This window comes from Arenibacter troitsensis (assembly GCF_900177645.1).
GTDB classification, from domain to species: Bacteria; Bacteroidota; Bacteroidia; order Flavobacteriales; family Flavobacteriaceae; genus Arenibacter; species Arenibacter troitsensis.
In genome coordinates this window covers 584,712-600,443 of record NZ_FXAO01000001.1, presented here as the reverse complement: position 1 = coordinate 600,443, position 15,732 = coordinate 584,712, and the positions used below count along the sequence as shown (strand labels likewise).

The following is a 15,732-nucleotide window of genomic DNA, read 5'->3' as shown; positions in this document are numbered from 1 at the left end:
TTTATGAATATTGCCTTATTCGGATATGGTAAAATGGGTAAGATGATTGAAAAGATCGCCCTAAAAAGAAACCATGATATTGTAGCTAAAATTGATTTGGACGCTACCGATATAAATTTTTCCGAAATTGATGTTGCCATCGATTTTAGTATGCCCAACGCAGCTTATGGAAACATTAAGAACTGTTTGGAACACAATGTTCCCATAATTTCCGGTACTACCGGTTGGCTTCAGGATTACCAAAAGGCCGTAGCGCTGTGCGAAAAAAATAACGGAGCCTTCATATACGCTTCCAACTTTAGCTTGGGCGTCAACCTTTTTTTCGAACTTAACTCCTATCTGGCAAAATTAATGGCCCCCCAAGATCAATATAGGGTTGCCATGGAAGAAATACACCATACCCAAAAATTGGATGCCCCGAGTGGAACTGCCATCACCTTAGCCGAAGGTGTAATTGAGAATACCAATTACACGAAATGGAAGTTGGATAGTGCCGGGAACATGGAAATCCCCATCACAGCCAAACGAATTGGCGATACTCCAGGCACCCATACCGTTACTTATGAAAGTGAAGTGGACAGCATTGAAATTAAACATACCGCCCATAACAGGGAAGGTTTTGCACTGGGAGCAGTGATCGCTGCGGAGTGGATCGTTGGAAAAACAGGCGTTTTCACTATGAAAGATGTGTTAAACCTTAGTTAAACAACGTAACAAAGTAAACCTTAAAATGACTTAATGTTTGATAGGCTCTTTATAACCATCAATCCTTAACTAAAAATTACCAATATGAACGGCACACAGTGGATTATTTTTATTTTAATTATTCAGGTAATTCATTTTTTAGGCACCTGGAAATTATATGTAAAAGCAGGACGTAAAGCTTGGGAAGCTGCAATCCCTGTTTACAATGCCGTAATTTTGATGCAGATAATCAATAGGCCTAAATGGTGGGTCATCCTGCTTTTTATTCCAATCATTAATTTATTGATGTTTCCCGTAGTCTGGGTCGAAACCCTTAGAAGTTTTGGCAAAAACAGTTTACTGGATACTTGGTTGGCTCTATTGACCCTAGGACTATATATTTACTACGTAAACTACTTTGAGGACGTAAAATACATTGAAAACAGGGACATCCATCCCAAAACAGCGCTCGGAGAATGGGTCAGTTCCATTGTATTTGCCATTGTGGCCGCTACATTGGTCCACACTTATTTAATTCAACCCTTTGTTATCCCTACCAGTTCCTTGGAAAAAACCCTATTGGTGGGCGATTTCCTTTTCGTAAGTAAATTTCATTATGGGGCAAGGATTCCAATGACCACCGTGGCAGCCCCCATGGTACACGATACCCTGCCGATATTTAAATCGAGGTCCTATATTGCGGACGTGGACCCTGCCACTTATAAAACTTCCATATGGAATAAATTACAACTTCCATACTTAAGGCTTCCCGGGTTTAAGAAGGTAAAAAGAAACGATATTGTGGTATTTAGTTGGCCCGCAGATACCGTTTACCAGTTCTTTAAAAAACAGCAAGGGGTGCGCAAACCCATCGACAAAAAATCCAACTATGTAAAACGTTGTGTTGGGGTACCGGGAGATTCGTTGACCATTAAAGACGGCTATGTATATATCAATAGTGAAAAAACCGTTTTACCTTATAGGGCAAAGCCAGAATTTCTTCATACCGTTACGGTAGACGGACAATTTTCCAATGCGGCCATAGAACTCTTGGGTAGGGAGAACCTTTCGGGGAATGTAATACGTGTTCCCAATAGCTCCCTTCAACAGGAACGCGCTACCGAAGTAATACAGGCCATGAATCTGGAACAAATAAAATCCGATTCGTCCTACACCTATTACGCAGGTAATGTTGGCAACCAAAAGGTAAAGGACTATTTAAAGTCGGAGGACATGAAGAATATGGCACTCTTTAATCTAACCGAAGAGGAAGCCAAAAATTATACTGGTAAGGATGGAATTACGTCTATCAACAAATTTTCCTATAAAAATGCCGATACTTCCATATTTCCGCAAAATGCAGCATATACAGGTACCGTAGACAATATGCGTACGATCTACATTCCAGAAAAAGGAAAAACGGTTCCGCTTAACGTTGATGTACTTCCCATTTACGAAAAGATCATTAAGGAATATGAAGGAAATGACATTAAGGTAAACGGAAATCAAATCCTCATTAATGGCGAAGTTTCCGATACCTACACTTTTGAACAGAATTACTATTGGATGATGGGCGATAACAGACATAGATCCGAAGACAGTAGATTCTGGGGTTATGTTCCCGAAGACCATATTGTGGGGACGCCCATTTTTATCTGGATGAGTATTGATGGTATCAACGAAGGCATAGGTAATTGGAAGGTAAGATGGGACAGGGTATTTACCACTGTAAACGGAGATGGCGAGCCCACCTCCTACTTTAAGTATTTCTTGATCTTATTGGCGGCCTGGTTCATATTTGATTTCTTTCGGAAAAAGAAGAAAGTAGATGCTTAAAAAGCAATTCATCAATAATTAAATGTGCCCATTGTTCCATAAGAACTTTTCATATACCGCATTGATACATTAAGCAATTTTTACATTGATCAATCATAGGAACCATGACTCTTCTGCTGCATCCAGGTTATTTTCCCAATATCGCCAATTTTGGCGCTATTGTCCAAAATGATGTTTGTTGGGAAGTAATGGACAATTTTCAAAAACAGACCTATCGCAATCGGTGCTATATCTGCACGGATCTAGGAAAGCATATGCTCAATATTCCCATAAAACATGTTGGGAACAAAAAGGGTAAACAACGTTATGCAGAGGTAAAAATTGACAATGACTATCCTTGGCAAAGACAACATTGGCGAACCTTGGAAACTGCTTATAGAACCTCTCCCTTCTTTGAATTTTATGAAGATGATATTGCCCCTTTGTACCACAATACATTCCACTCATTAATGGATTTTAATTTGAAAACGATCGAGACCGTATGCGAATGTCTGCAAATTAAAATGCCCCAGGAAAGGACGGAAGTCTTTGAGGTTGATGTTACCGACAAAATTGATGGAAGGATACTAATAAATTCCAAAGCAAATTTTCAATTTCAACAGCCGGAGTATGTACAGGTATTCGAGGACAGAAACGATTTTATTCCCAATCTAAGTATTTTGGACCTTTTGTTCAATGAAGGCACCAATGCCTTGAACTATCTAAAAAACTTAAACCTAAACCTAACCAATGCTTAGGTTTTGCATGCACTATGGCATTCATTTTATACTTCCAATTATTATTGGTCTGTTTTTTTTTAAAGAACACCGACTAAAAATAATCTTGATCCTTTTGGCCGGTATTGTTTTGGATTTGGATCACCTCTGGGCAGATCCTATTTTTGACCCTGATCGCTGTAGCATAAACTTTCATCCCTTACATCAATATTGGGCCATAAGCGGTTATTTCATATTGCTGTTTTTTTCAAAAACCAGAATTTTTGGAATCGCCTTTCTAATACACATATTGGCAGACACGGTAGACTGCTATTTAATGTAAGGTAGTTTCGGGCCATTTACCCTCCCGTTCCCGGTAATTTACGGTAATAGGACAATATTACCATTTATGGCTTTTTAACTTTAGCACCTTGCTTATATTAGCTTACCAACAACATACAATTGGTCATGCCGAGATCCAGGGAAAACCTGCTTTAAAGACTTAAAGAAATTATTGCTATTTTGTATATTATTTTTATTAATGGAAAACCTAATTGACAATTATAAAATGAAGGATCACACCTCTGCGCAGTCACCTACCCCAGGAAGAAGGGATTTCATAAAAAAGTCGGGGATAGCTATTATTGGGGGATCGCTAACCTATCCTGCTATTTCCTTTGGTGCAACAACCTATAAGGACTCCCCCCTAAAGGTAGGCCTTATAGGTTGTGGAGGACGGGGCACAGGGGCTGCCGCCCAAGCCCTAGAAGCCGATCCCAATGTAATCCTATATGCCATGGGCGATGTTTTTGAAGATCGACTGGAAGAAGCATATTCAGCGCTTTCTAAGATTGCCGGCGACAAAATAAAGGTAGAAAACAAAAACAAGTTCATTGGTTTCGATGCCTATCTAAAGGTAATTGAATCTGGTGTGGATGTAGTCTTATTAACGACACCTCCTGCATTTAGACCAGACCATCTTACCGCTGCAGTAAATGCCGGAAAGCATGTTTTCTGTGAAAAACCGGTGGCAGTGGATGCTCCCGGAGTGCACAAAGTCCTGGCTGCAGCAAAAATAGCCAAAGAAAAAAACCTCTCCTTGGTATCAGGATTCTGTTTTAGGTATGACTATCCCAATAGGGCCATATATGGTCGTGTTTTGGATGGAGCCGTTGGAGATATCAGAACTGTTACCACTTTCCGTCATGGAGGGGAAGCTTGGTACAAGGAACGCCAACCAGATTGGACCGATATGACCTACAATATGCGCAACTGGTATTATTACAATTGGTTGTCTGGCGATTTTGTTGTGGAACAGGCCGTTCACAGTTTGGATATGATGTCCTGGGTAATGGGAGACAAAATGCCCATAAGTGCCACTGGCACGGGTGGCCGACAGGTTAGGGTAGACAAAAAATACGGCAATATATTCGATCACTTTGCAGTGGAGTTTGAATACGAAAACGGTGCTAAAGGGTATCATTTTACTAGGCAACAAAGCGATACTTCGCATAAAAATAGTGTTGAAGTTTTTGGTAGTGAGGGAAGTGCCATAGTACATATTGGTCGTAGATATGAAATAACGGGAAAGAACAAATGGACCTATGATGGTGAGAGAAACAATATGTTCCAGACAGAGCATGATGAACTTTTTGCTTCTATAAGAAATGGAAACCCGATCAACAATGGCGAATGGATGGCCACCAGTACCATGTTGGCCATATGGGCGCGCATGGTTGGCTATACCGGCCAAACCATTAGTTGGGAACAGGCCTTTAATTCCCAAGAAAGCCTAGGCCCCAAAGTGGATGAATATCATTGGGATTTAAAATGGCCCACACAACCTGTGGCAGTTCCCGGTAAGACCAAATTTATATAATTCATACAGACCTAGTCAAGGCGCTACAACCAATCAAATTAGCAACTTAAGTCATGACATACATCCAGTCATAACCCATACACGCGTACAAATGAAGATATTTACAAACCTTATTCTGTTATGTTCCTTGGGAACATGTCTCAATACCTTGGCCCAGAGCAAACCATTAAGCTTTGGTACCGAAATTACCTTGGAACAATTGGCCAACAACGATAAGGGCAAGGAGAAACCCATTAAATGGATCAATGTAAATACAGATCCGGAAACATGGCGAAAAGAAAAGGACATCTTAATTTGCTCTGGTCTTCCCATAGGCGTTATGCGCTCCGAAAAACAGTATGAGAACTTTATTATGTTAGTGGAATGGCGCCATATGGAAGCTGGTGGTAATTCTGGGGTATTTGTATGGAGCGATGCCATACCGGGCGAAAAAGATCGCTTACCTGGAGGAGTGGAAGTACAAATGCTGGAACTGGATTGGGTAAACCAAAATATTCGTGATGGCATAAAGCCCCCAATAGCATACGTACACGGCGAACTTTTTGGGGTGGGCGGGGTTAACACCTTACCGGACAACCCTAGGGGCACTAGAAGTAAATCCATTGAAAATAGGGCACTTGGCAAGGGAGAATGGAACAGTTACCAAGTGGTATGTGTGGATGGAACCATAAAACTCTCTGTAAATGGAAAATTTGTCAATGGTATAAGCAAGTCATCCATCAAAAAAGGCTACTTATGCCTAGAATCTGAAGGTGCAGAAATCCAGTTTAAGAATTTTAAAATAATAGAATTACCTCCGGGGGTTACCTCGGAGGCACAAACTGCCAAGAAAGTATTTTAATGGTTGATAGATTGACGTCCGGATCAATGGCAAGCTTCTATACCAAGAAGGAAACTTAGGGTTAAAATGTTGGGAATCCCTTTACTACAAAAACAAACTAATTGGAGTCCATTTTAATCGATGCCATTACCGGGAAATGATCCGATAATTTTATATCGAAATTTTTATGGGCCGCAATTACAAAAGCTTCATCGGCCAAAATAAAATCTATTCTAACCGGATAATATCTAAAATTAAAGGTCCGGCCATAACCTGTTCCCTGCTCCGAAAAGGAATCCTTCATATCCCCTTTGATCACTTTATATACATTGGAAAATTGGGTATTATTAAAATCTCCACATACGATTTTCCTATAGGACGTGTCTTCCATATGCTTCTCTACCAATTGCGCCTGTTCACCTTGCTTAGCAAAGGATTTGCTCAACCTTTTCAGCAACCTGCCCTTGGGCTCATTTGATAATCGCCTTACGCTGGGAGAGACTCTATGCGACTCCAGATGAAGGTTATACAGCCTTAAGGTATCCTGTTTAACAACAATATCGGCAAATATGGCATTATTTCCACTATCGGGAAAATCCAAGGATCCACTGTTAATAATGACAAATTTTGAATAGATAGCCTGAATGGATCTCCTTTCACTTGATTTATAACCTGTAATATATTTAAAGGGATACATCTTCTTAAGCTGTCTATCCTTGATTCGGCTAAACTCCTGGATACACAATATATCAGGGTCTTCGGAGGAAATAAAATCCATGATACGCCCTTCGGCCGAAGGATCATTAAGCAAATCGTACTTATTGAACCCCCTAACATTGTAGCTCATAATACTCAGATCCTTTTCCTTGATCTCCTTTTCGGCCAATTGAAACCTGAAAAAATTCCCCAAACTGAAATAACCAAGAACCAATACAAAGGCGGATAACAATAATTGCCTCTTTCTTTTAGAAAGCCAGTAGGTCAAAAAAAGTAAATTAAAAAGTACCAGAACGGGTACCGTAAGGCTAAGAATGGAGAAATAAGCAAAATGTGTCACTGAAATTTGTGGCACAAAACAAGAAATAAACAATAGAAGTGCAAAGATCGCATTTATGAAAAACAGAAATTTATCAATAAAATTAAGGTTCTTCACGCTCTATTCTTTTCCCGCCTTAAATAAAAAATCCTTTTCAGCCTTGGAAAGGCTTTCATAGCCAGACTTGCTAATCTTATCCAAAATAGCGTCTATTTTACGCTGCCGACTTTCTTTATCGTAATTGTCAGTACTTGAAGTTCCACGGTTCTCTTTCCTATAAACCGTTTTTAAGGGTGCTTTTCGTTCACTACGCTTAAACAAATTGGCAATGGCGTCCAAAAACTTGGCAAAACCGCTACCAATATCGTTGCCATTAATAAGCTGTCTTGCATAAAAATATCCCAATGCAGCACCCCCCAAATGGGCCAAACGCCCCCCTACATTGCCTCCCATTGATATTTGTATAAGGTCCAATAGCACTACAAAGACCCCAATATGCCAAAGTTTTACATTAAAAAATATAACCCGCACCTCCTGATTGGGCAAATAGGAACAAACAAATATCAATACTGCCGTAACCCCCGCCGAGGCACCGATCAAGGATGTATTTATACCTAATAGGGCAGGAAATATATTATAGCTCAATAGGAATAACATCCCACCAAGAATTACCCCTAAAAAATACACATTGAGAAACCTGCGATTATCAAAAAGGTTCAAAACAATCCTTCCTGCAAAATACAGCATAATCATATTCCAAAAAATATGGCCAAAGCCGGAATGGAAAAAGGAGTAGGTAACAATAGACCACGGCTGGGTAAGAAAATGAAAAAAGTCCTTGGGTAGTTCAAACCATCCAATAATACTGCCTCCAGATATACCAAACAATATCTTTAGCAGGCCACTTAGAATAAATATCGCTACATTAATGACTATAAGCCTTTCTGCAATATTTAACCTATTGAAATAATATCTAATGTTCTGATTGCGCATTATCTGTCCCAGCGATTGTTGTTGAACTGATTTTTTTTCCAATACCACATCATAATAAACCCGAACAGCGCCCCGCCCACATGGGCAAAATGCGCTATTCCATTGCCAAAAATTGAATAGCCCGTTACCCCTGAGAACAGATCAAGTCCGATGAGTACCGGGATAAAGTACTTGGCCTTTACGGGCACTGGAATAAACATTAGGAAAAGCTCACTGTTGGGGTAAGACATACCAAAGGCAACCAAAACACCATATATGGCACCAGAGGCTCCTACCGCGGGAGTATTAAAGGCTCCCAAAAAATTATCTATGGTACTCTTGGAGGCCACATCGTACCAGCTGGGGCTGTATTTACCCCCTGTAATAATTTCTATTATCTGTTCTTTTGGAATACCGGCGTTAATCAGTGCATCCATTCCCTGATTAAAGTAATAGTAATTTACGCCTGTATGGATCAACGCGGCCCCAATTCCGGCCGAGAAATAAAAGAAGAAAAATTTATTTCTTCCCCACATGCGTTCCAGCGGGGAACCAAAGGCCCATAGCGCATACATATTGAACAAAATATGCATAAACCCACCATGCATAAACATATGGGATATAACCTGCCAAAATCCAAAATTTTCATTCTTCGGAAACCAAAGTGAAAACCATTGGTACATTTGATCCCCATATAACTGGGTTGCCACAAAAAACAACACATTTATTATTATCAAATGTTTTACTGCGTCCGTAATTCTACCCATTTATATAAATTTTTTATCAATATCGTCCTCTGTAATGGTGACGTATATTGGCTTATTAAAAGGACTTACCCCAGATTCCTTACAGGCAAACAGATCGTTTACCAAGGCCAATTGGGAATCACTGTCCAATATCTCCCCTGTTTTAACCGACAAGGATTTGGCCAAGGTTTTTGCCAGTATATCTGTCTGCGAAAAGCCATCGACCACAAAATCCTGCTGATAATCCGATATCAATTGATCTAGTATAATACCTACCTCACTTTCGGGGACGGACAAGGGCACCCCTGTAACCGTCACCTCTTCTTCACCGATATTATCAAAAACAAAACCTACCGTGGTTAAGCTATCCTGGATTTCCTCGATAATAGCACAATCGGATTTGGAAAATGTCAAAGATAAGGGAAATAACAATTGTTGGCTAACTGCCTCCTTGATGGTGATGTTCTTCAAAAACTTCTCATAGAGTACCCGTTGATGGGCCCTACTTTGATCTATGACCACCATACCGGATTTTATCGTGGTCACCACGTATTTTCTCCTTAATTGAAAAGTGGTGGTACCGGTGTCTATAAGCTCTTTTTTATTCTCAAAAATAGAACCTGTAATAGTATCTGATTCAAAGCTTACACTGCTAAATCCTGAATTCTTCCCTAAATTGGATTCCATACCTACATAGAGGCTGTCCCAACTTTTTGTATGCTGTTTATGAAAGGTGGGCCTCTGTGCGGTTCCGCTTCCCGAACTTTCCTTAAAAGGATTAAAACTGGAATCTACGTTAATTCTTGGCAATTCTGCCGATTTATCCTTGTAGCTATATGGAGTTTCCAGATTTTGGTCCTGCTCAAAATCCAAGGACGGGATTACATTGAATTGTCCCAAACTGTGTTTCACGGTAGACCTTAAGATGGCATACAGGGTATGCTCGTCATCAAATTTAATTTCCGTTTTAGTGGGATGGATATTGATATCGATAGAACCAGGGTCCACGGTTAAATACAAAAAATAACCTGGATGGTTCTCTTTTTTAATAAGTCCATCAAAAGCTCCCAAAATAGCGTGATGCAAGTATGGGCTTTTTATAAACCTGTTGTTTACAAAAAAGAATTGCTCTCCCCTACTCTTCTTGGCATATTCCGGCTTACTTATATAACCGCTAATCTGTACGACCTGGGTATCCTCGTTTACCGGCACCAACTTTTCATTGGTCTTGGCACCAAATATATTCACTATACGCTGTCTATTGTTGGAAGTAGGCAGGTTGAACAATTCACTACCGTTATTGTAAAAATGGAAATTGATCGATGAATGGGCCAAGGCCACTCTGTGAAATTCATCCATAATATGACGAAGTTCCACATTGTTGGATTTTAGGAAATTTCGTCTGGCAGGAATATTAAAAAACAAATTCTTCACCATCATGGATGTCCCCTTTGGGGCCACGGTCACTTCTTGTGAAATAATCTTACTGCCCTCAATCTTTATATGCGTGGCCACCTCATCCTCCGCTGTCCTTGTTTGCATTTCCACATGGGCAATAGCAGCAATGGAGGCCAAGGCCTCTCCCCTAAAACCTTTGGTATTCAACTGAAATAGATCCTCCGCCTTCTGTATCTTGGATGTTGCGTGTCGCTCAAAACTAAGTCGGGCATCGGTAACGCTCATCCCTACGCCATCATCAATTACCTGAATAAGTGTCTTTCCACCGTCCTTTACCACCAATTTTATGGTAGAAGCCCCAGCATCGATAGCATTTTCCATAAGCTCCTTCACTACCGAGGCAGGACGTTGAACTACTTCCCCTGCGGCAATTTGATTGGCAACATGGTCTGGCAAAAGCTTAATAATATCTGCCATTATCGAGTTGTAAAGATAGATAGATCGAAATCTATGATATAAAGAAAAATAAGAATCAGGATGGCAATTATTATAAGGGTTCTAATTTTTTGATTTCGGCTTCCGGATCGTTTTAAATCGTCCATAGCCCTACCGAACTTGCCTTTAAGCCCACTACGACCATCCATAGTAGGTCTGAATTTGTCCAGTTTATGCTCTATTTTGTACGGACTTCCCTCACCTTTATCATCGTAGTAGCGAGGTGTATAATTGAACTTTTTATTTTTACGTAATTTCGAAAACTTTCCCATAATGCTTATAGTTTCAAAGTTACTCAAAAACAAAAAACATGCCTTAAATCCCTTGCTAAAAAATGTTAACAATTATAGGAAAGACGCCTATTTTCCGTCATAAACAACAAGCTCAATAAAGAAAATTACAAGAGCGCTAGCCTAGGCTTGCCATCTTTATGGCCGCTATAGCTGCCTCGGCGCCTTTATTGCCATGTTTACCCCCACTTCTATCTATAGCCTGCTGCATATTGTTGTCCGTTAGCACACAAAAAATAACAGGTACTTGGGTCCTTACATTTAAGTCCATTATCCCTTGGGCAGTAGCACTACAAACAAAATCGAAATGCTTGGTCTCCCCCTGAATTACGCTTCCAATAGCAATTACCGCGTCGACCGGCTTGGTTTCGATCAATTTCTTGGCACCAAAGGGCAGCTCAAAACTTCCCGGAACGTTCCATCGAATAATATTTTCCGTCTTGGCGCCACAATCCAAAAGTGCCTCCATTGCACCTTCATAAAGTCCTTCCGTAATTGCCTCGTTCCATTCTGAAACAACAATCCCAAACCGAAGATCCTTCGCATTTGGGATTGTTGTTTTATCGTAAGCCGATAAATTTTTATTAGCCGTAGCCATACTAGTTGTTTTTTGCCTTACCTATAAAAGCATCTATTGTCCTAGCCTCTTCAGAGCTTGGATATTCATCCTTTATCCTTTGGAAGTATTTAAGAGCCTTGCTATTTTCTTTTAATTCCAATGCAGTAACACCCGCTTTGTATAAGAATTTTGGCGTAGTAAAATCGTTGGCACTATGGGCAAAGGCCTGTTCGTAGTACCCCAATGCATCACCTGGTTGGTTCAATTGCAAGAAAGCATCTCCCAATCCCCCTTTGGCCAATGCACCCAAGACCATATCATCTGAAGAAAAACCTTCCAAATACTTAATGGCCTCATCGTACTTTTGCATGTTTAAAAACGCCATGCCTGCAGAATATTTGGCTAAATTGGCGGCAGGAGTACCGTTGTACTCTTCTATGATATCCAAAAACCCATACTTACCTTCTGCCCCGTTCAAGGCCAGGGTAAAGAGGGAATCCTTTTCGGCCGTAGCCGATAAAGCCTGGTCAAAATATTGCTGGGGATATAACATTTCATTGGCAGCACTTGCCTCCTTTGGCTTCTCCACAAACTGAAAATATGCCAAATAGCCCAAAACGGCCACGGCAATCACCCCAATGACACCAAGAATATAATTTTGATTTCTGGAAACCCATTCCTCCGATCTGGAAGCACCTTCATCCAGCGAACTAAATACTTCTGCAGTTGTACTTTCCTGCTCATCCAACAAAATCTCCTCCTCTTTATTTTTAGGTTTAAAACCTCTTTTCTTGTATGTTGCCATTTTTGAATTTTATTAATCGCGCAAAAATAAAGTTTTTATCCAAAACCGAACGGGTATTTATTCGTTATTTTTGGATAATTTATAGTTTCCGGGAGGATTAAAAAATAAATATTTTTCAAGCCAGAATGTTTCTAAAGAAATTATCACTTATTAATTATAAAAACTTTGCATCCGAAAATTTCGATTTCGATGCTAAAATAAATTGTTTTGTGGGCGACAATGGGGTAGGCAAAACCAATGTTTTGGATGCCATTTACCATCTTTCCTTTGGAAAAAGCTACTTTAATCCCGTGGCCACCCAAAACATAAAACACGAAGAGGATTTTTTTGTGATAGATGGGGAATTTCAAAAAAATGACAGGGAAGAAAGGATTCTCTGCAGCCTTAAAAAGGGGATGAAAAAAATCATCAAACGCAACGGAAAGGCTTATGACAAATTCTCCGACCATATTGGTTTTTTACCCTTGGTCATTATTTCTCCGGCAGACCGCGATCTTATCATTGAAGGTAGTGAAACCAGACGCAAGTTTATGGATGGTGTAATTAGCCAATCCGACAAGGAATACTTACACAGTCTCATCAAATACAACAAAACCCTTAGTCAGAGAAATTCCCTTCTAAAGTATTTTGCGGTTAACCAGACTTTTGACAAAACCACACTGGCTATCTATAATGAGCAACTACAGGAATACGGAAGTATCATATTCCATAAAAGGTCCGAATTCCTGGAAGAGTTCATCCCTATTTTCAAGGAACAGTATCTCGCCATTTCTGGTGGAAAAGAACCCGTAAATTTAACATATGACAGTAAATTATTGGATGACGAACTCTTAACTTTATTGGAGCGGAATCTAGAAAAAGATAAGGCCCTCCAATACACCAGTGTGGGCACGCATAAAGACGACCTGAACTTTGAGATAGATGGTCACCCTATAAAAAAATTTGGGAGTCAGGGGCAGCAGAAATCATTCTTGATCGCCCTAAAACTGGCACAATTCTATTTTATAAAAAAACAGGCGGGTACTACCCCCTTGTTACTTTTGGATGATATTTTTGACAAATTGGACGAAAACCGGGTGGCCCAAATCATTAATTTGGTAGATGAAGAAAATTTTGGTCAAATATTCCTGAGTGATACCCATGCCGACAGAACCGAGGAAGTTGTAAAAAAAATACATCAATCCTATAAAATATTTAAGTTGTAGTATGCGATATGTTTATATTTTAGTTGCCTTAATTGGCCTGGCTGCCTGTAAAAATAAGGTGGAAAAATTGGATTTACCCTATTTGAACGGCTACTGGGAGATAGAAAAAGTTACTTTTCCAGACGGTTCCGAGAAGGAATATGTGGTGAATACCAGCATAGATTATATTGAAATAAACGACCTAAAGGGATATCGAAAAAAGGTACAGCCAAATTTTAGTGGCACCTACATTACTTCCAATGATGCAGAATTGTTTACCATTTATGAAAACAATGGGGTTTTCACCTTAAACTATAAAACAGAACTAAGTGAATGGCATGAAAAAATTGTGAATCTATCGGAGAATAATTTTACAGTTCTAAGTGAGGAAAACATAAAATACCACTACAAAAGATTTCAACCCATTAATATTGAGTAAAAATGGCTAAGAGAAAAAACGACAACCTTCGGCTTGGGGAAGCCTTACAGGAATTTATTTCTGAAAATAAATTACAAAAAGGAATGGACCGCGTTAATGCACGGGAAGCCTGGAAAAATCTCATGGGTAATGGCGTTAACAACTATACCACCGCCATAGAATTGCGGAACGACACCCTTTTCGTATCGCTTTCTTCCTCCGTACTAAGAGAGGAACTAAGCCTGGGCAAATCAAAGATCATAAAATTATTGAACGAGGAATTGGGCAAGGATCTAATCACAAAAATTGTTCTTAGATAAACTTCCTTTATAATAGAACAAAAAAAACCACGCCCAAGGGCGTGGTTTTTTTGTTCTACATGTATAATGTCCTTAAAAGATTTCCCTTCCAGCAAAATGAAAGGCACCCTCAATGGCAGCATTTTCATCACTATCAGAACCATGCACTGCATTCTCTGCTATTGATGTAGCGAACAATTTTCTTATAGTCCCTTCTGCTGCATCAGCAGGGTTTGTTGCCCCGATCAAGGCACGAAAATCTTCTACCGCATTATCCTTTTCAAGGATAGCAGATACAATGGGCCCTCTGGTCATAAAATCGACCAATTCCCCAAAAAAAGGACGCTCCTTATGTATTGCATAAAACGCCTGTGCATCCCTTCTGCTCAATTGCGTATATTTCATTGCCACGATTTTGAATCCGGCCGAAGTTATTTTATCCAAAATTCCACCGATATGTCCATTCTCAACGGCATCGGGCTTAATCATGGTAAAAGTTCTGTTTGTGCTCATTACTCTATAATTTTGCGCAAAAATACGTTTTATTCTAAAACTCACAATATTTGGGGAATATCTTATGGTCCATAACGCACTTTATCGATGATGCCCTCCATTTCAAAGTGCTTTTTAACCACTACTGCATAACCATATCCCTTATATACCACATAGTCCCTATATTTGTAACACGATAAACACAGGCCTTTAACTTTCGGAGTTAACCCAAAAAAAATAATTGTATCGGATGAAAAAAGCTTTCTTTAAACTTTTGGCAAAATTGAACAAGTTGGTATTGCCCTCCTATTCAAAAAAACAGCTGGACCTTTCCAAAGCCACAAAAATGCAGATGGCAATTATAGGTTGGCGTTACTTGGTAACCACCAATGCCTTGGACTAATATTGTATTAGGGCCTCTACACTATAGCCGGATAATTTGTCCCTGCCCTTTAAAAATTTAAGTTCCAATAAAAAGTTGCACTGTACAACCTCTCCGCCCAACTTTTCTATTAGTTTACAAACGGCTTTTGCTGTCCCTCCGGTAGCCAGGACATCATCATGAATAAGTACTTTCTCCCCTTTCAATATACTATCCACGTGAATTTCCAGTACATCCGTACCATATTCCAAGGCATAGGGTTCACTAATTATTTGATGCGGTAATTTTCCACGCTTTCTTACCGGGACAAAGCCGGCATTAAGACGGGTTGCCAATAGGGGTGCAAAGAAAAATCCCCGACTCTCCATACCCACCACTTTATCTACCTTTTTATTTTTGATCAGTTCAAAAAGGGCATCGGCCGCGCTCGCCAAGGCGTCAGCGTCTTGTAACAGGGGAGTAATATCTTTAAAGGAGATTCCTTCTTCCGGGAAATCCGGGATATCCCGAACATATTTCTTTAAATCCATTTATTTTGGTTGCTGTAATTTTGTGGTAAATTTAAAAAGAAATATATTTGCAGCCCGTTAAACGGGAAAAATGAATTTTTATAATGGCCTCGTGGCGCAACTGAATAGCGCATCTGATTACGGCTCAGAAGGTTACAGGTTTGAATCCTGTCGAGGTCACTACAAGCAAGAAACCACGTCTTTTTAGGCGTGGTTCTTTTTTTAAGGAAAAA

Annotated in this window: 19 protein-coding genes and 1 tRNA gene; 11 read left to right on the top strand and 9 right to left on the bottom strand. The window is 39.8% G+C overall.

The window, feature by feature from the left end; all coding sequences use genetic code 11:
- The first annotated feature begins 3 nt into the window (after positions 1 to 3).
- The 6 genes from dapB (at position 4) to B9Y87_RS02340 (ending at position 5,935) form a co-directional block, all read left to right on the top strand.
- Entirely contained in the window at positions 4 to 705 is a 702-nt protein-coding gene (gene dapB, locus B9Y87_RS02365) for a 4-hydroxy-tetrahydrodipicolinate reductase (protein ID WP_085495797.1), read from the top strand.
- An 84-nt stretch (positions 706 to 789) separates the two neighbouring features.
- On the top strand, positions 790 to 2,520 hold the full coding sequence (gene lepB, locus B9Y87_RS02360) for a signal peptidase I (RefSeq protein WP_085495795.1): 1,731 nt from the start codon (positions 790 to 792) through the stop codon (positions 2,518 to 2,520).
- Between the two features lie 104 nt (positions 2,521 to 2,624).
- Positions 2,625 to 3,257 (top strand): WbqC family protein, encoded by a 633-nt coding sequence (locus B9Y87_RS02355; protein WP_085495793.1) that lies wholly within the window; start codon positions 2,625 to 2,627, stop codon positions 3,255 to 3,257.
- Positions 3,250 to 3,558 carry a DUF6122 family protein gene (locus B9Y87_RS02350; RefSeq protein ID WP_085495792.1) on the top strand — a complete coding sequence of 103 codons (309 nt, stop codon included), beginning with the start codon at positions 3,250 to 3,252 and terminating at the stop codon, positions 3,556 to 3,558. Before B9Y87_RS02355 ends, B9Y87_RS02350 begins: the two co-directional genes overlap by 8 nt.
- 198 nt (positions 3,559 to 3,756) lie before the next feature.
- On the top strand, positions 3,757 to 5,094 hold the full coding sequence (locus B9Y87_RS02345) for a Gfo/Idh/MocA family protein (protein ID WP_245808622.1): 1,338 nt from the start codon (positions 3,757 to 3,759) through the stop codon (positions 5,092 to 5,094).
- A 91-nt stretch (positions 5,095 to 5,185) separates the two neighbouring features.
- On the top strand, positions 5,186 to 5,935 hold the full coding sequence (locus B9Y87_RS02340; protein ID WP_085495790.1) for a 3-keto-disaccharide hydrolase: 750 nt from the start codon (positions 5,186 to 5,188) through the stop codon (positions 5,933 to 5,935).
- 97 nt (positions 5,936 to 6,032) lie between these two features.
- Here B9Y87_RS02340 and B9Y87_RS02335 read toward each other — a convergent pair whose 3' ends face one another.
- The 7 genes from B9Y87_RS02335 to B9Y87_RS02305 form a co-directional block, all read right to left on the bottom strand.
- Entirely contained in the window at positions 6,033 to 7,067 is a 1,035-nt protein-coding gene (locus B9Y87_RS02335; RefSeq protein WP_085495788.1) for an endonuclease/exonuclease/phosphatase family protein, read from the bottom strand.
- A gap of 3 nt (positions 7,068 to 7,070) precedes the next feature.
- A complete protein-coding gene (locus B9Y87_RS02330; RefSeq protein WP_085495785.1) occupies positions 7,071 to 7,943 on the bottom strand; it encodes a rhomboid family intramembrane serine protease in 873 nt (290 codons plus the stop codon).
- Positions 7,943 to 8,689 carry a rhomboid family intramembrane serine protease gene (locus B9Y87_RS02325; protein WP_085495783.1) on the bottom strand — a complete coding sequence of 249 codons (747 nt, stop codon included), beginning with the start codon at positions 8,687 to 8,689 and terminating at the stop codon, positions 7,943 to 7,945. The genes B9Y87_RS02330 and B9Y87_RS02325 overlap by 1 nt, the downstream gene beginning before the upstream one ends.
- Positions 8,690 to 10,543, bottom strand: coding sequence for a DNA mismatch repair endonuclease MutL (gene mutL / locus B9Y87_RS02320; RefSeq protein ID WP_085495778.1), 1,854 nt, complete (start codon positions 10,541 to 10,543; stop codon positions 8,690 to 8,692).
- Entirely contained in the window at positions 10,543 to 10,833 is a 291-nt protein-coding gene (locus B9Y87_RS02315; protein ID WP_072862199.1) for a riboflavin synthase subunit beta, read from the bottom strand. The genes mutL and B9Y87_RS02315 overlap by 1 nt, the downstream gene beginning before the upstream one ends.
- 136 nt (positions 10,834 to 10,969) lie before the next feature.
- Positions 10,970 to 11,449 carry a 6,7-dimethyl-8-ribityllumazine synthase gene (gene ribH, locus B9Y87_RS02310; protein WP_085495776.1) on the bottom strand — a complete coding sequence of 160 codons (480 nt, stop codon included), beginning with the start codon at positions 11,447 to 11,449 and terminating at the stop codon, positions 10,970 to 10,972.
- A gap of 1 nt (position 11,450) precedes the next feature.
- Complete coding sequence (locus B9Y87_RS02305) at positions 11,451 to 12,215, bottom strand: tetratricopeptide repeat protein (protein WP_085495774.1); 765 nt, start codon at positions 12,213 to 12,215, stop codon at positions 11,451 to 11,453.
- 125 nt (positions 12,216 to 12,340) lie between these two features.
- Here B9Y87_RS02305 and recF point away from each other — a divergent pair, with 125 nt between their 5' ends.
- The 3 genes from recF to B9Y87_RS02290 are packed head-to-tail and all read left to right on the top strand — an operon-like array spanning position 12,341 to position 14,137.
- The gene (gene recF, locus B9Y87_RS02300; RefSeq protein ID WP_085495772.1) at positions 12,341 to 13,420 is read left to right on the top strand and encodes a DNA replication/repair protein RecF; all 1,080 of its coding nucleotides are present in this window, start codon (positions 12,341 to 12,343) and stop codon (positions 13,418 to 13,420) included.
- A gap of 1 nt (position 13,421) precedes the next feature.
- Positions 13,422 to 13,838: a hypothetical protein gene (locus B9Y87_RS02295; RefSeq protein ID WP_085495770.1), complete on the top strand. Its 417-nt coding sequence runs from the start codon at positions 13,422 to 13,424 to the stop codon at positions 13,836 to 13,838.
- A 2-nt stretch (positions 13,839 to 13,840) separates the two neighbouring features.
- Positions 13,841 to 14,137 carry a DciA family protein gene (locus B9Y87_RS02290; protein WP_085495768.1) on the top strand — a complete coding sequence of 99 codons (297 nt, stop codon included), beginning with the start codon at positions 13,841 to 13,843 and terminating at the stop codon, positions 14,135 to 14,137.
- A 72-nt stretch (positions 14,138 to 14,209) separates the two neighbouring features.
- On the opposite strand, the gene B9Y87_RS02285 is transcribed toward B9Y87_RS02290, so the two are convergent.
- Complete coding sequence (locus B9Y87_RS02285; protein WP_031442810.1) at positions 14,210 to 14,629, bottom strand: nucleoside-diphosphate kinase; 420 nt, start codon at positions 14,627 to 14,629, stop codon at positions 14,210 to 14,212.
- Positions 14,630 to 14,858: 229 nt separating this feature from the next.
- On the opposite strand from B9Y87_RS02285, the gene B9Y87_RS02280 reads away from it, so the two are divergent.
- The gene (locus tag B9Y87_RS02280) at positions 14,859 to 15,011 is read left to right on the top strand and encodes an SsrA-binding protein (protein ID WP_072862188.1); all 153 of its coding nucleotides are present in this window, start codon (positions 14,859 to 14,861) and stop codon (positions 15,009 to 15,011) included.
- Here the strand turns inward: B9Y87_RS02280 and B9Y87_RS02275 are convergent.
- Complete coding sequence (locus B9Y87_RS02275; RefSeq protein WP_085495766.1) at positions 15,008 to 15,520, bottom strand: adenine phosphoribosyltransferase; 513 nt, start codon at positions 15,518 to 15,520, stop codon at positions 15,008 to 15,010. The two genes, B9Y87_RS02280 and B9Y87_RS02275, sit on opposite strands and share 4 nt — an antisense overlap.
- Positions 15,521 to 15,605: 85 nt before the next feature.
- Between B9Y87_RS02275 and B9Y87_RS22065 the strand changes: the two genes are divergently transcribed.
- Positions 15,606 to 15,679, top strand: a tRNA-Arg gene (locus B9Y87_RS22065).
- Positions 15,680 to 15,732: the final 53 nt, after the last annotated feature.